The organism is Alteribacter keqinensis (assembly GCF_003710255.1).
Lineage (GTDB): Bacteria > Bacillota > Bacilli > Bacillales > Salisediminibacteriaceae > Alteribacter > Alteribacter keqinensis.
Window position 1 is genome coordinate 1,118,657 of sequence record NZ_RHIB01000001.1, and the last position, 23,566, is coordinate 1,142,222.

Annotated in this window: 21 protein-coding genes and 1 other RNA gene; 5 read left to right on the plus strand and 17 right to left on the minus strand. The window is 43.8% G+C overall.

Annotation, left to right across the window (positions count from 1 at the left end; genetic code table 11):
* Positions 1-73: 73 nt before the first annotated feature.
* The 4 genes from EBO34_RS05505 to EBO34_RS05520 all read right to left on the minus strand — a co-directional run bounded on the left by EBO34_RS05505 (position 74) and on the right by EBO34_RS05520 (position 5,899).
* On the minus strand, positions 74-1,603 hold the full coding sequence (locus EBO34_RS05505; protein ID WP_122896915.1) for an ABC transporter permease/substrate-binding protein: 1,530 nt from the start codon (positions 1,601-1,603) through the stop codon (positions 74-76).
* Positions 1,600-2,673 (minus strand): ABC transporter ATP-binding protein, encoded by a 1,074-nt coding sequence (locus tag EBO34_RS05510; protein ID WP_122896916.1) that lies wholly within the window; start codon positions 2,671-2,673, stop codon positions 1,600-1,602. Before EBO34_RS05510 ends, EBO34_RS05505 begins: the two co-directional genes overlap by 4 nt.
* Positions 2,674-2,869: 196 nt before the next feature.
* Positions 2,870-4,012, minus strand: coding sequence for a CapA family protein (locus EBO34_RS05515; protein WP_122896917.1), 1,143 nt, complete (start codon positions 4,010-4,012; stop codon positions 2,870-2,872).
* Positions 4,013-4,369: 357 nt separating this feature from the next.
* Entirely contained in the window at positions 4,370-5,899 is a 1,530-nt protein-coding gene (locus EBO34_RS05520; RefSeq protein ID WP_122896918.1) for a carboxypeptidase M32, read from the minus strand.
* 157 nt (positions 5,900-6,056) lie between these two features.
* On the opposite strand from EBO34_RS05520, the gene EBO34_RS05525 reads away from it, so the two are divergent.
* Complete coding sequence (locus tag EBO34_RS05525; RefSeq protein WP_122896919.1) at positions 6,057-6,365, plus strand: HesB/YadR/YfhF family protein; 309 nt, start codon at positions 6,057-6,059, stop codon at positions 6,363-6,365.
* Positions 6,366-6,438: 73 nt separating this feature from the next.
* On the opposite strand, the gene EBO34_RS05530 is transcribed toward EBO34_RS05525, so the two are convergent.
* The 10 genes from EBO34_RS05530 to EBO34_RS05575 form a co-directional block, all read right to left on the minus strand.
* Positions 6,439-6,687, minus strand: a complete 249-nt coding sequence (locus EBO34_RS05530; protein WP_122896920.1) for a DUF2564 family protein — start codon at positions 6,685-6,687, stop codon at positions 6,439-6,441.
* A 333-nt stretch (positions 6,688-7,020) separates the two neighbouring features.
* Positions 7,021-7,941 (minus strand): glycine betaine ABC transporter substrate-binding protein, encoded by a 921-nt coding sequence (locus EBO34_RS05535; protein ID WP_249414016.1) that lies wholly within the window; start codon positions 7,939-7,941, stop codon positions 7,021-7,023.
* Between the two features lie 22 nt (positions 7,942-7,963).
* Entirely contained in the window at positions 7,964-8,794 is an 831-nt protein-coding gene (locus EBO34_RS05540; RefSeq protein WP_122896921.1) for an ABC transporter permease, read from the minus strand.
* Complete coding sequence (locus tag EBO34_RS05545) at positions 8,791-10,044, minus strand: quaternary amine ABC transporter ATP-binding protein (protein WP_122896922.1); 1,254 nt, start codon at positions 10,042-10,044, stop codon at positions 8,791-8,793. The genes EBO34_RS05540 and EBO34_RS05545 overlap by 4 nt, the downstream gene beginning before the upstream one ends.
* A gap of 147 nt (positions 10,045-10,191) precedes the next feature.
* Positions 10,192-11,334, minus strand: a complete 1,143-nt coding sequence (locus tag EBO34_RS05550; protein ID WP_122898574.1) for a THUMP domain-containing class I SAM-dependent RNA methyltransferase — start codon at positions 11,332-11,334, stop codon at positions 10,192-10,194.
* A gap of 819 nt (positions 11,335-12,153) precedes the next feature.
* An RNA gene (gene rnpB / locus EBO34_RS05555) (RNase P RNA component class B) lies at positions 12,154-12,542 on the minus strand.
* 92 nt (positions 12,543-12,634) lie between these two features.
* Positions 12,635-13,027 (minus strand): reverse transcriptase-like protein, encoded by a 393-nt coding sequence (locus tag EBO34_RS05560; protein ID WP_122896923.1) that lies wholly within the window; start codon positions 13,025-13,027, stop codon positions 12,635-12,637.
* Between the two features lie 23 nt (positions 13,028-13,050).
* Positions 13,051-13,395: a cell division regulator GpsB gene (gene gpsB, locus EBO34_RS05565; RefSeq protein ID WP_122896924.1), complete on the minus strand. Its 345-nt coding sequence runs from the start codon at positions 13,393-13,395 to the stop codon at positions 13,051-13,053.
* Between the two features lie 63 nt (positions 13,396-13,458).
* Positions 13,459-14,037: an SLOG family protein gene (locus EBO34_RS05570; protein ID WP_249414017.1), complete on the minus strand. Its 579-nt coding sequence runs from the start codon at positions 14,035-14,037 to the stop codon at positions 13,459-13,461.
* A 95-nt stretch (positions 14,038-14,132) separates the two neighbouring features.
* Entirely contained in the window at positions 14,133-14,645 is a 513-nt protein-coding gene (locus tag EBO34_RS05575) for a spore coat protein (protein ID WP_122896926.1), read from the minus strand.
* A 758-nt stretch (positions 14,646-15,403) separates the two neighbouring features.
* On the opposite strand from EBO34_RS05575, the gene EBO34_RS05580 reads away from it, so the two are divergent.
* On the plus strand, positions 15,404-15,712 hold the full coding sequence (locus EBO34_RS05580) for a 2Fe-2S iron-sulfur cluster-binding protein (protein WP_122896927.1): 309 nt from the start codon (positions 15,404-15,406) through the stop codon (positions 15,710-15,712).
* Positions 15,713-15,714: 2 nt separating this feature from the next.
* On the opposite strand, the gene EBO34_RS05585 is transcribed toward EBO34_RS05580, so the two are convergent.
* The 3 genes from EBO34_RS05585 to EBO34_RS05595 are packed head-to-tail and all read right to left on the minus strand — an operon-like array spanning position 15,715 to position 19,674.
* Entirely contained in the window at positions 15,715-16,494 is a 780-nt protein-coding gene (locus EBO34_RS05585; RefSeq protein ID WP_142996770.1) for a 3'-5' exonuclease, read from the minus strand.
* Positions 16,472-18,382: a DUF294 nucleotidyltransferase-like domain-containing protein gene (locus tag EBO34_RS05590; RefSeq protein ID WP_122896929.1), complete on the minus strand. Its 1,911-nt coding sequence runs from the start codon at positions 18,380-18,382 to the stop codon at positions 16,472-16,474. The genes EBO34_RS05585 and EBO34_RS05590 overlap by 23 nt, the downstream gene beginning before the upstream one ends.
* Positions 18,379-19,674, minus strand: a complete 1,296-nt coding sequence (locus tag EBO34_RS05595) for a ribonuclease H-like domain-containing protein (protein ID WP_122896930.1) — start codon at positions 19,672-19,674, stop codon at positions 18,379-18,381. The genes EBO34_RS05590 and EBO34_RS05595 overlap by 4 nt, the downstream gene beginning before the upstream one ends.
* 115 nt (positions 19,675-19,789) lie before the next feature.
* Here EBO34_RS05595 and EBO34_RS05600 point away from each other — a divergent pair, with 115 nt between their 5' ends.
* Genes EBO34_RS05600 through EBO34_RS05610 form a run of 3 tightly spaced genes read left to right on the plus strand, consistent with a single transcriptional unit; the run spans position 19,790 to position 23,505 of the window.
* The gene (locus EBO34_RS05600; protein WP_122896931.1) at positions 19,790-21,277 is read left to right on the plus strand and encodes a spore germination protein; all 1,488 of its coding nucleotides are present in this window, start codon (positions 19,790-19,792) and stop codon (positions 21,275-21,277) included.
* A gap of 28 nt (positions 21,278-21,305) precedes the next feature.
* On the plus strand, positions 21,306-22,433 hold the full coding sequence (locus tag EBO34_RS05605) for a GerAB/ArcD/ProY family transporter (protein ID WP_122896932.1): 1,128 nt from the start codon (positions 21,306-21,308) through the stop codon (positions 22,431-22,433).
* Positions 22,396-23,505 carry a Ger(x)C family spore germination protein gene (locus tag EBO34_RS05610; protein WP_122896933.1) on the plus strand — a complete coding sequence of 370 codons (1,110 nt, stop codon included), beginning with the start codon at positions 22,396-22,398 and terminating at the stop codon, positions 23,503-23,505. The genes EBO34_RS05605 and EBO34_RS05610 overlap by 38 nt, the downstream gene beginning before the upstream one ends.
* Positions 23,506-23,566: the final 61 nt, after the last annotated feature.

The window sequence follows — 23,566 nt, forward strand, 5'->3', positions numbered from 1 at the left end:
TTCTACAAGGAATGTCAATTTCCTTTATTGATAAGAAAAGTGCCCCCATTACATTGGAGGCACCTAAAAAAATTTATTCAGCCAGTAACCCTTCAGACACTAAAAATTCCCTTGCGACATCAGAAGCATTTTCATCTCCGACTTCAACCCTGTGATTCATCTCCTGCATCTGTTCATCACTGATCCTTCCGCCTAGCTGATTAAGTACGTTTTCAATTTCCGGATACTGTTCCAGAATATCTCTTCGTACGAGTGGAGCTCCCTGATATGGCGGGAAGAGCGTTTCATCATCCTCAAGTACGGTCATGTCATACTCTACAATGTACCAGTCTGTTGCGTAGGCATCCATTAAATCAATATCTCCAGACTGCAACGCGTGAGGTCTGAGCCCGGCTTCCATCGTTACAACGTCAAAATTAACATCATAGACCTCCTGAATACCTAAATACCCGTCCTGACGATCTGCAAATTCGTGAGTAAATCCTGCCGTAAGTTCGTTGTTATAATTTCTAAGATCACTGATGGTTTCCACGCCAAGTTCATCTGCTGTTTCTGTCATCATCGCAATGGCATACGTATTATTGAATTCCATCGGATCAAGAAAGACGAGACCGTATTCTTCATCCATGCCTTCCTTTGCCATTTCAAATACTTCCTGTTCATCATTCGTTTCCAGTTCTTCATCGAGGAAAGTCATAATTGCAGTTCCTGCAAATTCGAGATAAATATCAATATTGCCGGACTGTATGGCATTAAAGACAAAGTCGGTTTGACCAAGGTTTGGCTCCAAGTCAACAACGAGATCCGTTGCATCTTCGATCAGCAATTTATGCATGTTAATGATAATCTCCGGTTCTGACCCTAATTTCCCCCCGATCGTAATGTCTGCCTGCTGGGGTCTGATGACTAATGGCGCTGAGACAATTAATAAAGCCACAACAACCACAGATACAATCGGCATGATCGAACTGCCTCCTGACCGCTTTTCTGTCACTCTCAGGACGGCATCGAAAAATAAAGCCAGCAGAGCCGCAGGTATTGCACCGAGTAGAATATATTCATTATTTGATCTTGCAATACCGAGCATGATTAAATCACCCAGCCCGCCCGCACCAATTAACGCAGCAAGTGTGGCTGTCCCAACGATTAAAACCATGGATGTTCGTATCCCAGCCATGATTACAGGCATTGCGATTGGAAGCTCAACTTTATGAAGCCTTTTAATTGAGCTCATCCCCATCCCTCTGGCCGCCTCGACCAGAGAAGGATCCACTTCTCTTATACCTGTATACGTATTACGAAGGATCGGGAGCAGAGCGTATGCGGTTAAAGCAACAATAGCAGGGGTGGTACCAATACCGATTAACGGTATCATAAAACCGAGTAAAGCAAGACTCGGAATGGTCTGAAGCACAGCGGATGCACCTATTACGGGCTCAGCTATTCTCCTGTTCCTTGTAAGGATGATTCCAAGTGGCAAAGCAATAAATACACTTAATAAAAGAGAGATAATCGACAGCTGCAAGTGTTCCCATGTAGCTGCCCACAGCATGTCCTGTCTCGCCTGAAACAACTGTATAAAATTCTGAAACAATAAGATCATTGGGAACGCCTCCCCTGCTCACGGGAGTCATTTAAATAAAACATCACGTCTCTTATTGTAACGACACCCACAAGATGTCCTTCGTGATCCACAACCGGCAGTACATCCTGGCCTGTATGTTTAAATGTTGCTACCGTATCTTCAATTGAGGATTCAGGATGAATTGTGTCATGAAAAGCGTGAATCTCACCATCCTGCGCGATTCTTCCCAGAAACAGTTCCTGATCGTTTGAACAGACGAAGGGACCCGCATGAGTTTTCCCGGCCGGGTTTTCGAGATCATTCTGATTAATTATGTAGCTGGATTGTTTTAAAACGAGGTGATTCACTTCCTCTGACCATGCATTTTTACGGCCTCCGAGAAACTCTTTCACAAAATCGTCTGCAGGTTTTTTCAGTATGTTTTCAGGCGTGTCGATCTGGACAGCAGCCCCTTCTTTCATTACGCAGATCCGATCACCGAGCTGAAGAGCTTCGTCCATGTCATGGGTGACAAAAACAATCGTCTTTTGAATTTCTTTCTGCAGTTTTCCAATATCCTTTTGAAGCTGGTCGCGGCTCAGAGGATCGAGCGCACTGAAAGGCTCGTCCATTAAGATAATATCCGGGTCTCCTGCCAGTGCCCTGATAACCCCGATTCGCTGCTGCTGACCACCGGACAGTTCTTTGGGTTTTCTGTCCCGGTACGTGGCCGGATCAAGACCGACCATAGATAACAGGTCATCAATCCGTTTCGTAATCTCAGTCTTTTTCCATTTTTTTAATTCCGGGACAATAGCAATATTCTCAGCAATAGTCATGTGAGGAAAAAGGGCAATCTGCTGGAGAACATAGCCTATATTCCACCTGAGCTCTTTTATGTCTTCGTCCTGAATATCTTTACCGTTAATTTTTAGTATGCCTTCTGTAGGGTCAATAAGGCGGTTGATCATTTTCATCGTTGTTGTTTTTCCGCATCCGCTGGGACCTATCAATACAAAAAATTCTCCGCGGTTGATGCAAAAGTTAAGGGAATCTACGGCTTTTGTACCGTCATCAAACACTTTTGATACTGATGAAAATTCAATCATCTATCACACTTCCTTCTTTATTTAATACTTCATTTAAGCTGTAATTTGTGTCTGATTTAAGTGCATACTTTCATTAATATTCCGCTAATTTGGTGTTTTGAAACCTTCTTTTTTATACGTAATTACGGTACGTGAAATATTAAATCAGACTTAAAAAACACCGTGGACCACGATGGTACACAGTGTTTTTTAAGTCTTATTCAGATCCGATTTCCAATTCATTCATCCACTGGCTTACATGTTCGTATGCTGAATCAAAATGATTTTCCCAATCAACCAGAATTTCATTATTCATTTCTGAAGGCGGAAGGACAGTAAAGTTTCTCCCTCCTTCGCTCCGGTCTGTGTATACAGGAATAAAGCGTGGGTTATCAATGATCGTAAATGTGGCAGGACCTGCAATGACTTCTTTGACTGTAACCTGGGCCAGTCCTCCGATACGTCTTTTAAGTTCTTCCTGCCCGGAAATGAGGTTTCCGAGTGAGTAAGCGACAAAGACTTCTCTGCCGTCACTTGTTTTCAGCCATTCAAAAGGCTGAAGAACCTGGGGATGATGCCCAAAGATGATATCAGCTCCGGCTTCGGCTGCAACCGAGGAAAAATACGTCTGGTACTCGTTCGGATAATCTGTATATTTTTCCCCATAGTGAAGGTTAAGGACAACCACATCAGACATTTCCTTTGCTTCTCTGATTTCACTTTCCAAGGTACTTTCTTCAATCAAAGAGATAAGATGATCTTTACCCTCAGGTACAGGCATGCCATTTGTGCCTTGGGAGTAGGATAAAAAGGCAAAAGAAATATTATTAATCTCTATGATTCTTACATTCTCTTTATCTTCCTGTGATTCATAGGCCCCTGTATACGGAAGGCCACTGTCATTGAGATGATTAATCGTCTCTAGTACACCCTCTTCCCCGTTTTCCAGTGTATGGCTATTGACAAGAGTGAGCATATTAAAGCCGCTTCCTTTGAGTGCATCCGAAACTTCTGCTGAAGCGGGATACTGACTTCCATGCATCGTTTCCAGGTTAATGATTGAAAAATCAGCCTCGTTTATGTAAGGAGTGATCTTTTCGAACATGGGAATAAAGTCAAAACCTTCTTCATTCCGTGCATTATCAGAGACACTGTTGGAAATGAGTACATCTCCTCCGCCGATAATTGTTGCTTCATTCTTTATTTGCATTTCTCTATGTAATTGAATTTCTTCACGAATAACCTTATTTTCATTTAAAGTAACCGGTGCCTGGCTGCTTGCTTGTTCTACAAACTTAAAACCAAAAAGTGTGCTGACCATCACAACCCCTGCCAGAACAACAGAAATAGTTGTTTTCATCGTAAAACCCTCTCATTTTTGCGCATTCTCATCTATCATAACAAAAACATGTCTTTTATGTAACGCTTTATGACAATTATATTACATTTTCACTTATATTTTTCTTCTCTATAGTACTGTTTAAGCCCCGCTTCGCTTTCAATGCAATGCCTTTTTACACTTACAAGAAGCATTTCTGCGTTTTGATGATATTATTTTAGGTTTACAATGACCTTTTTTACAGATGGCTGCCTTTATTTTACTTTTAGTGTCCACCCATCCCCCAGTAAATAAAAAAGCTGCCCCTGCCGGTCACAGACGACCGCGCGGGACAGCTTATCAGCACTTGAGCCATTACAGCCGGCTTAACAAGTACCTTCATTTCGCTTGCTGAATATTCAGCTTGTAAACATCTGAATACTTACTTTTCAGATAGTCGATAAGATATTGAGCGTTGATTTCTTCCCCTGTTGTTTCTTTCAGAATTTCAAGAGGGAGCTTACTTTTTCCGTACTGATGAACATGACGGGTCATCCATTCTTTAACGGGACCAAGGTCTCCATTTCTTAATAGCGACTCAAAGCCTTCGTTCATGTCTTTTCTCAGTACATTCATAAGTTGTGCCGCATAAACGTAACCTAGTGCGTAGGATGGAAAGTAACCGAAAGCGCCTCCGGACCAGTGAACATCCTGAAGAACCCCCTCCCCGTCATGGGAAGGTCGCACGCCGAGATACTCTTCCATTTTATCATTCCACGCTTTTGGAAGGTCCTTTACTTCTAGGTCACCATTAATCAGGGCTTTTTCCAGCTCGTAACGTACGATAATGTGAAGAGCGTACGTCATTTCGTCTGCCTCAATACGGATTAGGGAAGGGCCGGCAACATTAATGCCTTTGTAGAACGTATCCAGGTCCACATTGTCAAACTGTCCTGAAGACTGTTCCTTCAGAAGAACATAATTCTTTTCCCAGAATGCCCGGTTGCGGCCGACAAAATTCTCCCAGAATAATGACTGGGACTCATGAATACCCATAGAAGTTCCGGAGCAAAGAGGAGTACCGATGTATTTTTCACTGATGTTCTGCTCATAAAGGGCATGTCCACCTTCATGAATTGTTCCGAAAACCGCTGTTCTGAAATCGTCTTCATCATACTTTGTCGTCACCCGCACATCATTCGGGTTCAGGCCGATCGCAAATGGATGAACGGTTGTATCAAGACGTCCTGCCTCAAAATCATAATTCATCTGTTCTAAAATAATCTTGCTGAATGCTTCTTGTCTGTCTGCTGGAAAGTGCTTAAACAGGAAATCAGTTTCCGGCTGGTAAGAACTTTCTGTAACAGCTTTTACAAGAGGGACAAGCTGATCTCTTAAGTCTCCGAAAACCCGATCGAGGGTTTCTACAGTCAATCCCGGCTCGTAGTCATCAAGAAGGGCATTATATTTGTTTCCCTCATACCCTACCCACTCCACATAGCTGCGGTTAAATTCCACGATTTTTTCAAGATAAGGCCGAAACGTATCAAAATCAGCTTTTTCCTTTGCTTCCGGCCAGATGGATTCCGCATTGGATGTAAGAACGACATATTCCTGGAATTCTTTTTCCGGGATGTTTTTTTGTTTATTGTAAGCTTTTTTACATTCTGCTACAGAATCTCTTGTTACTTCATCAATTTCGTCTGTACCTGATAAAATATCAATGAAAGATGCCATTTCATCGGAAACAGACATCTGAAATACCTGGGCTGATAACGTCCCGATTACCTCAGCACGCTGGGAAGCACCTTTTTTAGGGGCACCCGTTCTCAGATCCCAGGCCATTAACCCGTGGGCTTCCTTAAAATTGCTCATTTTTTTAACATAGTACAGGAATTCTTTTTCCGTTTGTTTTACTGATTTAGTCAAGATGACTCAACTCCTCATAAATATCAATCCTTATATTCTTCTTTGAAAAAGCGTTATTTCCTGCCCGTCTTGGAAAAAAGTATGAAACAAACTCGTATCCTGTAACGATTCAGGGTCTGTGTGATAAAATAAACGAACAGACAAGGAGGCTTTTCAGATGGATTTAACGATAACCGATAATGCAGCAGGTTTATATAAAAAAGAAATGAATTTAGCCGATGGGGACGCCCTGAGACTTTACGTCCGCGTTGGAGGAATCGGGTCAGGAGGATTCTCTGCCGGCGTCACAAAAGAGCTCCCCGAAGGTACCTATATGACGAAAGAATCTGGCGGGATTACCTTTTGTATATCGGAAGATGATGAATGGTATTTTGACGGAATGACGATAGACTTCAATCAGGATCTTGGAGAAGTACAGTTTACGAACCCGAAAATTGAGGATGTAACAAACCCCCGCGGTCAATAGCACTTTTTTGACCGTTTACTAAATGACTGCAAAGCAAAAGGCTCAGGAAGAGCAATACCTTCCTGAGCCTTTTTTATTCTTCATCCTTTGCTTTTTCAAGCTGACTTTCGAGTTTTTCAATTAAGTCATGTGAATATGCGCCAAGTTCTCCACTCATCTCATACTTTGTGGCTTCATGCAATTGATTTTTTGCATCATTCAGTGCATTCGTTGCCGTTTCAAGCTGTTCAGGGTTCATGCTCATGGTTGCCTGGCCGACCATTTTCTGAGCAGCTTTAATGGCCATTTCAACCTGCTGGATATCGTTAAACGGTTGTGACATATGAAACACATCCTTTTTTAGGTTCTGTTAAGCTCTGGTGTTGATCTACGCTCCATTGCACTTTCCTCGGGCGTCGGGAGCCTCCTCGACATGCTGCTTCTTCCTCTGCCAGCCAGGCTCCGAAGCAGATGCGTCGAGGCAACTCGAAGCTTATACATGAAGCAGCACTCGTGTCTGCGGGTCTCCCCGGAACTCGCTTCTCCCGCAGGAATGTAGCGCATTCGCTGCAATCAAAATGATTTTTAACTTATAATACTTTAACCCCTTTACCCGGGACGGTGTAAAGGCTGGTTGCTTACACATTTTTCTTTGTAACACGGTAAAGCATAATTATTATTGCCCTGTCATTTCCCGCACACGGTCTTCATTTTCATCCACCCATTGGCGTGCAAGCTCTTCTTCATCTCCGCCGTCTTCTATTTCTGCTATCATTTCTTCTACCTCATCCACTTCAATACTCCAGTTAGAAAAAAACTCATAGGCTTCAGGGGCTTTTTCTGCAAGGTCTTTATTTGCCACCACATGAACTTCTGAAGTAGCAAAATAATCCTCATCTCCCTCCAGCACAGTTAAATCATATTCAACAAACATAGGGTGTGGGCGCCACCCGAGAAAGAGAATCGGTTCTTCTGAAGAAACGTGACGCTGGACTTCTGACAACATCCCGGATTCACTGGAAGCTACGTAATCAAGATCGAGATCAAAGGATTGAATCATCTCTCTTGATGTTTCAGTCATTCCTGCTCCTTCTTCAATGCCATAGATACGGTTATCAAAAAGGTCTTCCTGGCCTTTCAGATCTTCAATGGTTTCAACACCTTCTACATAATCAGGAATGACCCAGCCCAATTCTCCCTCTTCATAACTCACAGATACACTCTCAATCGTATCTTCATACTGATTCATGTAATTTTCGTGCATATCGGGAAGCCAGGCATCCATAAAGACATCAAGATCGCCTCTGGAAAGGCCGGTATAAACAGCCCCTGCATCTGCTTCCTGAAGCTCTACTGTATACCCCATGTCTTCAAGAATTTCCTTTGCAATATAAGTAGGGGGTATCGTTGACGTCCAGTTTGTCACGCCAAACCGGATTGTTTCATCCCGGTCTTCTTCCGTTCCTTCCTCTTCTTCTGCAGGTGCGGCCTCGTCTGTTTCATCCGTTTCCTCATCGATCCCGCAACCTGCCATGGCAACTGCCATAATCCCCAGAAGGGCGATCACAGCTATAAGAATAATCCAACGTTTTTCCATTTTTTTCACTCCTTGTATTTTTCTATCGTTCAGGCTTCAGCCCTTGTGTAATCCGGTCAAGAATGATGGCCAGTACAACAATCCCCAAGCCGCCTACAAGACCAAGACCGACGTTAACGCTCGAGATTCCGGACAGTACGATAGAGCCGAGACCCGGAGCTCCGATCATGGCTGCAATAACGGCCATGGAAAGGGCGAGCATAATCGTCTGATTTACCCCGGCCATAATAGTGGGGAGAGCAAGAGGCAGCTGAACTTTTATAAGCATCTGCCCCGACGTGGAACCAAACGCCCTTGCAGCTTCGACAACATCACCTGGAACCTGCCTGATCCCAAGGTTTGTCAGGCGTACACAAGGGGGTGTGGCGAACACAAAAGTTGAGATAACTGCAGGTACTCCTCCAAGCCCAAACAGTAAAATCGCCGGAATCAAGTAAACAAAGCTCGGGAGGGTCTGCATAAAGTCCAGGACTGGACGTACAATTCGCTGAACCCCTTCAGATTTTGCACTCCAAATCCCGATTGGAATGCCGATTACGATGGACAAAAAGGTGGAGACAAAGATGATCGCAAGGGTCTGCATCCCTTCTCCCCATAAATCAACGCTTCCAAGATACAAAAGTCCGATCAGGCTGAATATAGCGACTCCTTTTCCTGCGAGATACCAGGCCAGGGCAACAACAATGATAGTCAGTATTTCTGCAGGAATCGCATTTAACATCCAGTTTATCCATTCAAGCAGCGAACCAATCATTCCACCTATTGCATCAAAAAAAGGACCGAGTGTAGGTATGAGCCAGTCATTGACAAAATCATTTGTCCATTCTTCCAGAGGTAAGTAAAAATAGTTCATCGCTCATCCCCCTCAATATTAAGCTCCGTATGTGCCACTGGTGTCTCGTGAACCTGCAGAGCGCTATAATCCGTTCCTTTACCCATACCAAGTCCGGATAGAATAGACACCCGGACAATGATGCCCCTGAGCCTGTCATTTTCAACAACGGCAATAGGATAGTTTGTTTCCGCAGCAGCAGGGATCAGATCTTCAAGGGGGGTATCTTTTTCCGCTGTTTTATAATCGTGTCTTAAGTACCCATCCAGTGGTTCCTCTGTATCGATCGCTTTTACTGCATCTTCAATGGTAAGAAGACCTTTTAACACGTTGCCTCTGTCCACGACAAAAATACTTGAAATGCCTTTTTCCTTCATGCGCCTCACTGCCACACGGGGACCATCCTTGGAAGACGTCACCACATCTGGTTTTTTCATCACATTCTCAGCAACCAGTACTTTCGAGCGGTCAACGTCCTGAACAAAGTTCGCCACATAATCATTCGCCGGCTCACGCATGATTTCTTCAGATGTGCCGATCTGAACGATAAAGCCGTCCTTCATAATCGCGATGCGGTCACCAAGCTTTAATGCTTCATCCAGATCGTGGGTAATAAATAAAATCGTTTTGTTTAATTTATCCTGAAGTTCAAGAAGTTCATCCTGCATGTCTTTTCGGATTAGCGGATCCAATGCACTGAACGCTTCATCCATCAGCAGAATATCGGAGTCAGTTGCCAGTGCCCTCGCCAGTCCCACACGCTGCTGCATCCCTCCGCTTAATTCATCAGGGTAGCTGTTTTCATAGCCGGAGAGTCCTACAGCGTGAATCGCCTCAACGGCTTTTTCTTCCCGATTTTTTGTATCCATCCCCTGAATTTCCAGTCCGTACTCCACATTCTTCTGAATCGTCCGGTGAGGGAGGAGGGCAAAACGTTGAAAAACCATCCCCAGTTTCGACCTTCTCGTATCGATAAGAGACTTCATGTTCATTTTCGTAATATCTTCCCCGTCAATGAGTACAGAACCGGAAGTGGGATCGATAAGCCGGTTTACGAGTCTGATTAAGGTGGACTTTCCGCTGCCGGACAGACCCATAATGACAAAGAACTCTCCTTCATTTACGTCAAAGCTGGCCTGGTTTACTCCGACGGTATTTCCTGACTCTTTTAATATTTCATCTTTTGATTTGCCTTCTTTAAGCAATGACACCCCTTTTTTCGGGTTCGGTCCGAATACTTTTGTTAAATTACGTACCTCAATTTTTTTCATAGACGTACTCCTTTATAAAGTTCCAATTCACCTTCCTTTACTGTTTACATTTTTTTCATTTTCATGCACAAAAAAAGAAGCAGTCCGAAAAGGCATCATGCCTTTCAGGCTGCTTCTGACGTAATATTAATCCCGGTCGAATCGCCGTTATTTTTTCGGCGGACGCGGACCCCAGAACTGATAAAAGTCGGTTTTGATATTTCCGTTGTATAGCTTTCGCTTTTTGGTTGCTTTCTTTCCGTAAAAAAGTTCAAATTTTTCATGGGACGTAATGATATAAACAGACCATGTCGGAAGGTACGTCCGATACACTTCCCCAATGTCTTTATAGAGCTTTTCAACTTCGGCTTTTTCATTCATACGTTCTCCGTATGGCGGGTTGCCTAAAATGACCCCGTATTCCTGTTTGGAACGGAGATCTTTTGCCTGCATCTGTTTAAAGGCAATCTGGTCAGGAAATCCTGCTTCCATTGCGTTGTTTGTGGCGAGGTCCACCATTTTGTGGTCTATATCTGTACCGAATATTTGAAGAGGCTGGTCATAGTTGGCCATATCCTCTGCTTCTTCATGAGCCTCATCAATCCACTTTTGTTTGTACCAGTCCCACCCCTCAAAGGCGAACTCGCGGTTGACCCCGGGAGCAATGTTCTGTCCGATCATCGCAGCTTCTATGGGAAGTGTCCCTGATCCGCAGAAAGGATCCACAAAGGGCTTGTCCGGTGTCCAGTTTGTGAGGTAGATCATAGCTGCAGCCATTGTTTCCTTCAGCGGGGCCTCATTGTGGAGGTATCTGTATCCGCGTTTATGAAGTCCGGTTCCGCTCGTATCAATTGTCAGAGTAGCAATGTCCTTTAACAATGCCACTTCAATACGGTAAAAGCCCCCTGTTTCATCAAACCAGTCTTTCCGGTAGGCTGCCTTCATTTTTTCCACTACTGCTTTTTTTACAATGGCCTGGCAGTCCGGAACACTGTATAAACCGGATTTAACAGAACGTCCGATTACCGGAAATTCAGCATTCACCGGGAGAAATTCAGACCAGGGAAGTGCTTTTGTTTTCTCGAAGAGCTCTTCAAAGCTCGTTGCTTTAAATTCTCCTACTTTTATTTTTACACGGTCTGCCGTCCGGAGCCACAAATTGGCGCGGGCGACACCTTTCATATCTGAAGTAAAGATGACTTTACCATTTTCAACGCTTACATCTTCAAAGCCGAGGTCGCGGACTTCCTTTGCCACGATTGCTTCAAGGCCCATGGCAGCTGTAGCAATAAGGGTTAATTTTCCGTTCATGCCGATCATCCTTCCTTTTCTTCCGGAGTATTTATTCTTTATAAATTTTAACATTATCGTCTTCTATATATATCAGGCAGATTACAGCCAGCATAATGTGCTCTTTCCACAGTAGTACCAGAAAGAGACCTCGAGTGAAACGCCCTGTTTCTTTCTCAGCGTTTAAGCGTATGCCTCGAAGCAGACTGGGGCTTTCTTGCTTTATCACTTTAAGAATCAGGAAGAGTGTTATAACCCTTCATTGAAATCCAACTTCGTTGAACGGAATACGCTCCCTCCACGGAGTCGTGCCGATCCTCCTCAGGGCTTCGCCACTGCGGGGTCTCACCTGATTCGCACTTCCGCAGGAGTCTCTCGTATTCCGTTCAACTACGTAAAATGCGTTGTGAAAATAAAATGAAAATGATAACTAAGTCAAAGAAAGACCCACTGCCTGGTAATATACGTTATTGAGATATTAATTAGGATGGATATTTGTTTTCGTGAAAATTATTGCTTTTGCTGAAAAAGGTAATGAAGCTGAAGTGCCTGAGTCACCTGTGGGAGAGACGAGCGTTTGCATCAAGAATTAGCTTCGAGTTTTTTCGATGCAGATAGCTGCAAAGCGTTGCTGGCAGAGGAAGATGCAAGCTTAATTCTCCATGCTTGCCGGCACCACCACGGATGTAAATACTCGTCGCTTTTTGCTCCATTTATTATGTTAAAAATCAATTTATCCATTACAGCTTATTTATAACAACTTCCTTAAAATTGTATGTAAAAAACTCCACGAACACAAGGATCGAGGAGTTATCAGTTCAAAACGATGCGCCCAATGCGCTCTGTAAGCCATGTTCTGTTCCTTTGTACTGCCAGCGGGCGTGAGCCCTCGTACTCCGGTGGTAACCATCTGTCTCCAGACGAGAAAAACTCATCTGCCCCCTTCTCCGTTCAATTCCTTCGAAGGGATGCCCCTACCATATTTTGGGTTTCTCGCTCGTGGGGTTTACCGCGTTCCACTCTGATCATTTCTGAATCAGACTTCGTCACTGTGGCACTTTCAAGGGTACTGCACCATATCCAAAAAGGACTTAGGTGGTTTCCCTGCCGTCAGCCAGAAGGCTGCCTTGACTTATGAATTCGTCAAGCACGATCACTACAGTCATCGCAGACTGTGCGAGCATGGACTTTCCTCTGCACGCTAAAGCGCACAGCGATTACCCGAGCGTATTAAACACATCGTTTTGTTACAATTAAATTAGCGACAAAAATAAGTATAGCACAGTTTCACAGCCGCAAGCAAGACCTGGTTATAATTCCCTTACTTGTTCATCTGGACCGCTCGTTTCGACAGGAAGTCGGCTTCCTTATTCTGCTTTCCCGGTATCCACTTTATAAAACAATAATCAAAATGGTCATCCATAAGTGTAAGTGACTCATTCAGATACTTCTGGAACTCTTCTCTCTTTACGTATCTTTTCTCCACGGCGTCAGCTACAATCTGTGAATCTGTACGTAAAGAAATAATGGAGAATCCGTGACCGGCACAAATCTTTAAGGCTTCAACCAGTGCGGAGAACTCGGCATGATGATTGGTCATGGTTCCAAGGGGGATGGATTCTTTTATAACATAGCCTTCACCTTTAATAAAAATGCCTGCCCCGGAAGGACCGGGATTTCCGGCACTGGCTCCATCGATATATACTTCAACCAAAACACACTCTCCTTCAGTCCGCTTTATTCTTCATTCAGCTTACTGCCAAAAACATGCTTCTCCAGGTTGGAAAGGCGTCGTAAAATATCATAGTTGGTATTACCGCCATTGGTGTGCTGCTGTGGCTGCGGCTGGGGAGCTGTAAGCGGCTTATGACGTTTCGTCTGCTCACTGACTGACGACGCTTCTTTTTGCATCTTTTCAGCTTCTTTTTCCAGGACCTGAATACGTTTTTCAAATGCATCGTAATCTTTTATGATCTGATCCAGAAACTGATCAACTTCATCCTGACTGTATCCGCGGATACTTGTTTTAAAATCTTTTTCCAGAATTTCCTTTGGTGTTAAACGGGCAACCTTCTTTTGCATTGCGTTCACCTCATATTTACTGTACAAATAATGTACTTATTTTTACAAAAAGTTGTCTTCTTGTCAATTCCAATCTTCCTGCCGGGCTCTGATGGACTCTTCAATATCCTCCGGAGTGAGGTAGAAGACAGGGTAATCCGAAGCTTCATGCTTCTTTTTTGCATAGGTCAGGTAATAATCAGGAGACCCTGGAGTAAACTCGTCATACAGTACAAGAAAGGCGTGGCTCTTTTCTATTATAAACTGATTTTTCATTCTGAGCTGGGCCGGGTTTTCGTATGGCCGCTTTGTAATATAGTCAGTAAAATCACTATTTGACCAGATCATTTCGTAGGTTGCTTTCCATACTTCTTTCCAGCGTTCCTCCTGCTCATAAAACGGGGCCAGTGTTGCCAGCTGCAGATCAGGGTAATCATTTTTAAGAGCCAGCAGTGCTTCTGCAGCCCATTGTTCAACTCCAGGCTGTCCGCTTGTAATAAGCCATTTAAAATCTATCTCTTCTTTAAGAGCGCGGAGTTTTTCTTTTATGGCGTCTTTAAGAAAAGGAAGATGAGGATGCTTTTCGTCAAAGATCCCAAGCTCATTGGGTTTATATCCTGTTACGGCAAGGGCTTCATACATATATGTACACGTTCCTTTCACCCTCTAGTCTACCATAGCTTGGACAAAGGAAAAACGTGAAATTGTAAAAAAAAGAAGCGAAACCATTCAATATGGTCCGCTCCTACAGCAGCAGCCTATCTGCCGCATTTTCCGCCTTTGCCATACCCGTTAAACTGAGCTCCTGCCACCTGGCCAGGGAACCCCATGTTTGGCTGGGCCTGAGCTCCTGCCACCTGGCCAGGGAATCCCATGTTTGGCTTTGCCTGGGCTCCTGCCACCTGGCCAGGGAATCCCATGTTCGGCTGAGCCTGGGCTCCTGCCACCTGACCCGGGAATCCCATGTTTGGCTGAGCCTGAGCTCCTGCCACCTGGCCAGGGAATCCCATATTTGGTCCCATTTGAGCTCCTGCTACCTGCTGCCCGGGGCCACCTTGGAAATGCTGGTGAGAAACCTGGTCCACCTGAGAAAACGTCTGCGGATACGTGTGAACGTGCTTATATAAGTGATGAGCGACGTTTGTCGTATGAGTCGGATGCACCTCAGGTACAATGTACTCACAACACTGATGCGTCATTTGCTGTTTAGTCGGGTGAACTTGCGCTGGCATAACCTGACAATGACGACGTGGTCGTTGTTGCTTAAACATAAGTTGTATTCCTCCTTTTAGATTCGGTACACTATCAACCTATGTCAAACGGGGTGTACATGTACTAGTTATAAAACCTATTTTTGGTACTTTTATGTAAGACAAAGTAAAGATTTACCGTAGAAAAAAGTTCTTTATAAGACTTACTTGTGGTCTGTAAGCTGTCTATAATTCATTGTTTAATAAGTGAATAAAGTTTCATAATTCTTTCTTTAATGAAACTCGCACCTGCAGTATTCATACCCTTCGCTTTCCGCAGCGGTGGCGCTGAGCCTCCTCAGGCTTTCGCCCTGCGGGATCTCACCATGCCCCCAACTACCGCAGGAGTCTTCGGGCATTCCGGAGCCTGTAAAAACCAAAACAAAAAGGCTTGGACAATTCCAAGCCTCAGAGTGTAAAAAACGGAAACTGTACTGCTCCGTCTTTAGCTTCAGACATAAACCAGACCGTCATTCCAATTACAGCGAAAAACATAAGTAAAATCATTGTACGCATTACGTTATTAACTCCCCACATTTAAAACTTACACAATTATTATTGTAAAAATTTTCTCCGTGATTTTCAACAGTTAATTTGCAGAAAATTGTTTTATTCGTCCGTTTTCGTCAAATTTTACACACTTTCTTATAATTCGACCCAATTATTATCGAAAAAAAGGATTTTATGCGCTCGCCCGGGAAATAATCTAGTAGGTTTATTTCCCATATCTTCAGGGAAATGATAATAAAACAACACGGTAAAACAAGGGGGATTGGTTTATGCCAAAAGTAGAAGTACCGGGATTTGAACCTTTCGAAACTACGGAAGGCACTAAGCTCGTTTTAGCACTCGAAGATAATGGAATCGATATCCTTCACCGATGCGGAGGGAAGGCAAAGTGCACAACCTGTAGGGTAGAAGTACACCAAGGCGACTTTGAGCCTCCGGGTGAAAAAGAACTTGCAAAATCACTTGAAGAAGGGTGCCGGCTGTCTTGTCAGATCAGAGTCACTTCAGACGTAAAAGTTACCCCTAAAATGACAGTTTCATCTACAGGAATGGACCCGGGACCACGACCGGAAAAGTAAGATCAAGACCGCAGAACCGGGTTTCTGCGGTCTTTTCCTATTTTGTTGTTGAGTTCACCGTAAGTTGTTATTCCGCGCTTTTTCAGTTCTTCTACAAAGTGTAGAAATAAATCAGCTGTCATATGAGCATCATTTAAAGCGTGATGCCGCTCCCTTTCTTCCACCCCGACTCGTTTGATTACGCGGTCGAGATTGTTCTTTTCATCAGGATAGAGAAAGTTGGCTATTTCATAAGCATCAATATAATATGGGGCAAACGTTTTGATTCCCCACCTTTTTGAAAGTTCCTTAAGAAATACTATATCAAAACTGGCAGGGTAAGCGACCAGAACAGTGTTTGACATGAACTGAACAAACCGGAAGAAAGCAATCAGGAACGATTCCCCTCCTTTAATCTCTTTATTTGTAAGTCCCGTAAGTTTCATTACATCTTCTGAAACAGGCTTAAATGGACGTACCACCTCGTAAAAGTGTTCCGGAAACCGGATATGATTAACGTTTACCTTCATCGCCCCAATCGAAATCACTTCATCACCCATTCGGGGAAAAAAGCCTGTCGTCTCCAGGTCAAATACGGTATAGGTAAGATCGTCAAGGGCAACATCGTCGATATTTCCTTCGGGCTCAATATCGTTCAACTCATGAATCAAGGCATTATACAAAGGACGGTTCTTAAAAATCCAGCCCCGTTTCATGGAGTGAAACAGATGGATATCCAACATAATGTAGCGTAAATAATGAAGGACAGATACCTGCATATTATAATCCTCTGTTTCTGGCAAAGCTTAACTCACTCATCTGCTGCATTCGCTTAGCAACGAGCAGTGCTTCCTTGAGCTGCCTTCTCTGGTCCTTGGTCAGAATATGAGGGGACAGTTCGTTTGTCAGGGGAGTGTCCTGCCTTAACTGCTTCAAATTTTCCTGTATTCTGAGCTGATAAAGGTAATCAAGGGCAAGCTTTGCGTTCTTTGCATCCCGCGGATGAAAAACCTCTTCCTTGCTTAACACATGAAGACGTTTCAGCGTGCTTACTTCCTCAACTCCATACCGGATTGAAAAAATTCGAATGCCGTTTACAATCTGCATAATGGCAGCCTTCTTTAGATCGATAGTACGGTTCTTCCCTTTCGTACTGATTCTGCCGAACGCCTGAATCGGGACTCTGAAACGGATCGTATCTTTCATCAGCATTGCATGAAGAATTCTAGCCTTCTGAATCGGATTCGTAATCCGTTCACGCAGGTTCTCCGCAAGTGTAAAGTCTCCAAATAAAGGACGATAGTCAATAAAAATAGTAAAGTCCCGCACTTCCTGGCCGTCCGTTTCCCGAAGCCACCGGAAGACTTCTCTTTCCCAATGATCTATGGACCGGCGCCACTTCGATTCCTTTGCCATGATTCCGCCTGTGCACTCGGGAAACCCGCACTCGACAAGGCCGGCATTGATTTTTTCTGCAAAGCAGCGGAAGTACTCATCCACCTGTTTGCGGTTGTCCAGATGTTCATAATTGTCCAGAATAAAACCATTATCCTGATCCGTACTGAATGCCTGCTCTCCTCTCCCCTGACTTCCCATCACAATAAAGCAGTAATTAACAGGCGGGGAACCGTATCCTTCCAGCTTCATTTCCTTTAAGGCAGCCCGGATAACCTGAATATGAACTTGATCGTTGTACTTGGAGATAAATTCACTCATTTCCGTACCGTAGGTTTGTTCACTGAGCAGTTCCTCAGTAAATGAGAGGAAAGATTCATTTGATTTGGGAGAAAGCGCTGAAAGTTCACTCAGGCTTTTGGCATGATTGACGTTATAGTACAGATTTAAATATTCTGATTCATGAAGTCTTAAAAATGACTCTGCCGTCAGGATTCCCACTACTTTCTCTCCGTTGAGAACAGGAACAAGGTTAATCCTGTCATCTTTGAAGTATGTAAGCACCTCATAGCTGAAAGCGTCCGCCTGAGTGGATACGGGGCTGGTAATCATCCATTTTTCCACCTGGTCCTCCGGCACCCCGTGACTCAGACCCTTAAGCAGTTCAGTCTGTGTAATGGTTCCTTTCAGATGGTGGTCATGATCAACAACTGTAAGCCCCTGGCCTCCCCAGTCTCCTAGAGTCTTTGCTGCCTGCAGAATAGACTGATCCTTATAAATAAATCTCGGCTTATCCATAATGGTGTGTACCCGTGTTTTATAAAGAGCAATATTCTCGGTACTTGTGGACGTATTTCCTTTTTTCATTTCATCGTAAAGAGACTTCATCCGCTGCCCGATGCCACTCAGGATCGTGTCCGAGAATGCGTTGTTTTCAGTCATAACCTTTAACAGGGCACTTTTTTTCAGTTTTACGGATTCGCAGCTTTCAAGGGCCTGTACAGAAAAATTCATTTCCCCTCCCGATAGAAGAATCATCAGCCCGATCAAATCCCCCGGGTAGTAGAATCGAACGGAAAACTGCTTTCCGTCTTCCCTGTGAAGCACATTTTTAGCGAGTCCTTTTAATAAAAAGTAAACTTCTACTTCTTCCTCGTCTTCATGGAAAATAAATTCGTTCTCCTGAAACGACTGACGAGTGGAGTCACGCACTACCGTTTCGAATTGCTCATCAGTTAACAATTGAAAGGGAAATGCTTTTCTCATTACATCAATATACGTCTCTTCCTCAGTCACTGCGAGTCACCCCATTTCTCAATTTTAATTTCAAGACGTGTTTTTCGTTTAAGAAGACCTTCTGTTTTAGGTTTATGTGAACGCAGAAGGCGCGAGATCTTTTTCTCTGATTCAATAGCCAGGTTCGTGTATACCAGTGCTTTTTCATAATCTTTGTCCTGGTGTTCAATCAGTTTTGCAAGTTCTTCATACGCTTCCCTGGCTGCTTTTGATTCCCCGGTGCCAGTCAGGCTTTTTTCAAAAAACTCCCTCGCTTTTTCAGGATTTTTTTGTTTTTTATAAATATGACCGAGCTTGACATACGCTTCCTGGCGGATCCCTCCGTCGTACTCAAGAGCTTTTACATAGTGTGCCTCTGCCTGTTGTGAATTCTTCGCCTGTTCAAACCATTTCCCCATTTCAAGATGCTCTCTTCCGGTCGTTTGCACATGAGGCATATGGAGGAGTCGCTGGGATATCCGGGAAAACAGAACAATCAGGCTGAGAACATCCCATTCATGGTGTTTAAAAATTCCAAGCAGTTCTTCAGGATCCTCGTGATTCAAGTATTCGAAATAAAGAATCGGAGCAAGACTCCCCGGTGTTTCATTTACCCGCTTCACGTTCAGCTTTTCTTCTTCAACGATGGAAAGCCTGCACGAAGGAAGTTCGGCTTTCCAGAGCCTTCTCGCAGCATGGAGCAAATCGTAATGACCGAACAATGGCAGTTTTGGGACTTCGTTTCTGACAAATGCGTGCCGGGATTTTAAATGAGGCCAGTCGAATGCTTTTCCGTTATAACTCACAAGCTGATTAGTATCACTGAAATCCGTTAGAAAACCATGAAAAAATGCCGCTTCGCTCGCAGGGCCTGGCATAAAATGCTGAACGATCTCTACCTGATCTCCTTTGATCCGGGAATACCCCATCAAAAAGATCGTTGTCCCTGCCCCGCTTGAAAGGCCTGTTGTTTCTGTATCAAAAAACAACAGATCTTCTAAATCGACCCCTTTCAGAGACAGAGGATGATCTTCCTCTTCCTCCTGCCACTGCTTATGAACATGAAACAGGTCAGAAAACGCACTGCTCCCGTGAAAGGAAGAGACAGGGTATGTTTTTCTCCTGATAAGGGAGTATTCTCCTTCGTAAAAATGAAGTTCAAATCCAAAATCATACCATTTCTTTTCATATGAAAATGGAAACGATGATGTCTTTTCCTGTTCAGGATCAGGTCCATCCTTAGGAATTCTTTGTACAGAGTCAGTTTCTGTATTTATGTATCCCTTAAGCCGCTGCAATTTTCCTCTCACCATGTTCACGCTCCCCACTTGCTTCTGATCTTATTGTAAATCAAATCACATGAATAGAAAACCACTCTCACTTTTCATACTAAGAGGAGACACAGGGACCGGAGAGAGGGACTTTTTTATGACAGCAAAACAGAAGTCTGACCAGAAGACATTTAACGAAGTCCTCAGTGAATGCAGGAAGTCGGATGATTTTGTGAGTGACACCGTTCACAGTAACAAAGATCATCTGTATTATCTTCATTTTTACAATTCCCTTGTTGATACTGCTCCGTTAAATGAACTAATCATTAAACCACTCCAGAAGCATCCTGTCTTTTCATTTGAGGACCTGAAAGGCAAAATCCCCGTTAAAGAACTGAACGTAGCTGCAACCGGGCGGGATCTGGAGGAAGGGCTTCACCGGGGTCACGTGCTCATCCAGTTTGATCCGAATGAACCTTACGGCCTTCTTGTTTCGGTAAACAGGTCCGAAAACCGTGAAGTGAATATCCCTGAAGTAGAATACAGCGTTATCGGTCCGAAAGAAGGGTTAGTAGAGGACTTAAATATCAACCTAAATTTAATCCGCAAACGACTTCCGGTTTCAACACTTTGTATAAAAAAAATAAAAGTCGGATCCATTTCCCATACCGAAGTAGCCGTTCTTTACCTGTCTGATATTGCTAACGATGACAACGTACAAACGATGATTCAGCGCATTGAAGACATTGATTACGATGAAATCAGTGACAGTTCATATATTAACCAGTTTATTGAAGACAACAGCAACTCTCCATTCCCTCAGCTGATTGATACGGAGCGTCCGGACAGAGTGGCAGCCCAGCTTACAGAAGGGAAAGTAGCTGTTATGGTAGCTGGCTCTCCTTCAGCCATTACAGCACCAACAACAATCATAGAGTTCTTCTCGGCATTTGAAGATTATTTTATACCATGGCACCTTGCCTCGGTTTTTCGGATGATCCGGCTGTTTGCTGTTATGTTTTCCGTCTTCTCCACACCGCTCTATGTGGCGGTGATCACTTATCATACTGAACTGATACCCCAGGATCTCCTTGCTACATTAATTTTGTCCCGGAGTATTATCCCGTTTCCGCCGATCATCGAAGCCATATTTCTTGAGTTAACGATTGAGCTGTTACGAGAGGCAGGGGCAAGGCTTCCTACGAAAGTCGGCCAGACGATCGGTATCGTAGGCGGGATTGTAATCGGGACCGCAGCTGTTGAGGCCGGACTTACAAGTAATGTACTCCTTATTATCGTGGCCCTTGCTGCACTCGCATCCTTTACAACGCCAATTTACCGGATTGGTAATACGATTCGTCTGATCCGCTTTCCATTTCTGCTTATGGCCCAGCTGTGGGGCCTTCTTGGTATTTCTCTTTTGGCAACGTTTTTTCTCGTGCACCTTATTACACTTAAATCGCTGGGGAGGCCTTATTTCGAACCGATTTACCCATTTCGCTTTAAAGACCTGAGAGATTCTTTTTTCAGACTTCCGTTTAAGTATCAATATGACAGACCTGAAGTGATGCAAGTGAAAAGGAGTAAGCGTTTTTCGAGACAGGAAAGCAGAAAATCATCTGATATTGACGAGCACATCCAGTAGCAGTTCAGACGTAAGGGAGGTATAAAGTATGGCAGGCCAAAAACAGCAGAGTTTAACCCATATCACTCCCTTTCTCGTCTTTTTCCTTGTCCACTCCATGCAGATTGGAGTCGGTGTTTTCGGTTTTCAGCGTTATATTGCTATGGACGCAGAATATAATGCATGGATTGCTGTCATCATGGTGGGAGCCCTTCTTCACATCCCTATCTGGATGATTTATAAGATGATGCTCAGAGATGATGGTGTAAGGGACGTGGTAGACATTCACAGGCATTACTTCGGGAGGTGGATCGGAGGACTCCTTAGTTACGCCTTTCTTGTTTATTTCTTGTTTATGGGCATTACCGTGCTCAGAACGTATGTTGAAGTTGTTCAAATATGGATGTTTCCGACCCTTATGACGTGGCCGGTCACCTTGATCATCATTCTCATTATTGTGTACGGAATCTATCACGGTTTCAGGGTGGTTGCAGGGATAGCTTTTTTAGGTGTAGTCCTGCCCTTTGCCCTTATTCTCACTGCCATTTCGCCACTTGAATTTGCAAATTTTCATCGTCTTCTGCCTATAGAGTTTCACCTTGGAGACCAGCTGGCTGCTATGAAGACGATGACGCTCAGCTATATTGGATTTGAAGCTCTTGCTTTTTATTTTCCCTTTATTCAAGATCCGAAAAAAAGCCAGAAGTGGGCCCACCTTGGCAATGTACTTACCATTTTCATTTACTTTCTCGTTACGATAGTCACGTTTCTTTTTTACAGCCGGCAGCACTTGGAGCGGGTTGTCTATCCTACGCTCAGTTCATGGAAAGTTCTTGAACTTCCTTTTATCGAGCGCTTTGAGTATATCGGCATTGCCATCTGGCTTTTGGTAATAACCCCTAACGTCATGATCAGTTTATGGACCGTAAGCAGAGGCATGAAAAAACTGCTCCACACAAAACAAAAATATACTCTCTTTTTCGCTGCAGGAGCCCTGTTTCTTTTCTCCATCTCCTTTCAGACACGGGAATCCATTGACAGGTTGAATTCGTATGTATCTGAAGCCGGGTTTTATATTATCTTCTGCTACATCCCGGTGTTGTTTATCGTCACGAGTATGATAAGGAGGTTCAGAAAAAATGACCGGTCAAAAAGCGGCCAGAGCGCAAACCTGTAGGACGGCTTTTTTCTGCACGTTCCTTCTACTCCTTACCGGCTGCGTTGAACCATATATCCTGGATGAAGTGCAGATCATTCATGCAATCGGCTACGACTACATTGATGATCACCATATTGAAGGAACGATCAGTATACCTGTTTACGGAGGTTCCGAAGACATAAGAAGCGAAACAATCAGTGCTGTCTCCCGCACGACGAAGGACATCCGGCTCTATTTGGATGCCCAGTCTTCCAAGCCTCTTCAAACCGGAAAAGTAAGTTCGGTATTATTTGACAGACAGCTTTCAGAGCTGGGATTGATGAGAATCATTGATACATATGTAAGGGATCCCAGAATCGGCATGAGGATTCAGCTGGCGGTCGTAGAAGAGATGTCTACGAAAAAACTTCTGGAAACAACTTATCCAATGGAAGTAGATGTGGCTTTATATGTATCTGATCTGATCGAGCAGAATATCAATCAGCAAAACCTTCCGAGAATGAACTTCCACATTTTCCTGACAAATTTTTACGGACAAGGAAGAGACCCGTTTCTGCCTATACTGCGAAGCGAGGGAAATGCCATTAAAGTCGCGGGGCTTGCACTGTTAAAAGGCGACCGGTACGTCGGGCAGTTAAACTTGAAAGATTGTTTCCTGCTGAAGGTCTTAATAGAAGATTTCGGAGACGGTTCCTACGAAGTGATTCTGGGTCCGGACGAAAACGAATATGCCATGCTTCGAAATATTGATTCAAGTACTTCATATGAAATAACAGATGCAACGACAAACAATCCGAAGATTCATGCCACTGTCTCATTATCCGGAAAAATAAGTGAATATTCCGGGAGCAAGCTTGACCAGAAAAAAGTGGATGAAATCCACAAAAAAGCAAAAAAACAACTGGAACAAAGAATTAAAAAAATGCTTAATAGAATGCAGGAATTAAATGTGGACCCAATGGGGATCGGGGACCAGGTCCGCCGGTACAATCCGGACTTCTCAGATGACCGCTGGGAGGAACAGTTCCCCAATGCAGCCATCGACGTGGATGTAAACATAACAATTAAAGAAACAGGTGTCGAAGAATAAGTGACCTCATTCAAAAAGATCGAATTGAAAAGAGGGCGATTCATAAGGATTTAAGCCACCT

What these genes read in the sequence shown, in the direction of transcription:
- EBO34_RS05505 (WP_122896915.1), bottom strand. Translation starts at nt 1,603, where the DNA reads ATGATCTTATTGTTTCAGAATTTTATACAGTTGTTTCAGGCGAGACAG.
- EBO34_RS05510 (WP_122896916.1), bottom strand. Translation starts at nt 2,673, where the DNA reads ATGATTGAATTTTCATCAGTATCAAAAGTGTTTGATGACGGTACAAAA.
- EBO34_RS05515 (WP_122896917.1), bottom strand. Translation starts at nt 4,012, where the DNA reads ATGAAAACAACTATTTCTGTTGTTCTGGCAGGGGTTGTGATGGTCAGC.
- EBO34_RS05525 (WP_122896919.1), top strand. Translation starts at nt 6,057, where the DNA reads ATGGATTTAACGATAACCGATAATGCAGCAGGTTTATATAAAAAAGAA.
- EBO34_RS05530 (WP_122896920.1), bottom strand. Translation starts at nt 6,687, where the DNA reads ATGTCACAACCGTTTAACGATATCCAGCAGGTTGAAATGGCCATTAAA.
- EBO34_RS05535 (WP_249414016.1), bottom strand. Translation starts at nt 7,941, where the DNA reads ATGGAAAAACGTTGGATTATTCTTATAGCTGTGATCGCCCTTCTGGGG.
- EBO34_RS05540 (WP_122896921.1), bottom strand. Translation starts at nt 8,794, where the DNA reads ATGAACTATTTTTACTTACCTCTGGAAGAATGGACAAATGATTTTGTC.
- EBO34_RS05545 (WP_122896922.1), bottom strand. Translation starts at nt 10,044, where the DNA reads ATGAAAAAAATTGAGGTACGTAATTTAACAAAAGTATTCGGACCGAAC.
- EBO34_RS05550 (WP_122898574.1), bottom strand. Translation starts at nt 11,334, where the DNA reads ATGAACGGAAAATTAACCCTTATTGCTACAGCTGCCATGGGCCTTGAA.
- gpsB (WP_122896924.1), bottom strand. Translation starts at nt 13,395, where the DNA reads ATGCAAAAGAAGGTTGCCCGTTTAACACCAAAGGAAATTCTGGAAAAA.
- EBO34_RS05575 (WP_122896926.1), bottom strand. Translation starts at nt 14,645, where the DNA reads ATGTTTAAGCAACAACGACCACGTCGTCATTGTCAGGTTATGCCAGCG.
- EBO34_RS05580 (WP_122896927.1), top strand. Translation starts at nt 15,404, where the DNA reads ATGCCAAAAGTAGAAGTACCGGGATTTGAACCTTTCGAAACTACGGAA.
- EBO34_RS05595 (WP_122896930.1), bottom strand. Translation starts at nt 19,674, where the DNA reads ATGGTGAGAGGAAAATTGCAGCGGCTTAAGGGATACATAAATACAGAA.
- EBO34_RS05600 (WP_122896931.1), top strand. Translation starts at nt 19,790, where the DNA reads ATGACAGCAAAACAGAAGTCTGACCAGAAGACATTTAACGAAGTCCTC.
- EBO34_RS05605 (WP_122896932.1), top strand. Translation starts at nt 21,306, where the DNA reads ATGGCAGGCCAAAAACAGCAGAGTTTAACCCATATCACTCCCTTTCTC.
- EBO34_RS05610 (WP_122896933.1), top strand. Translation starts at nt 22,396, where the DNA reads ATGACCGGTCAAAAAGCGGCCAGAGCGCAAACCTGTAGGACGGCTTTT.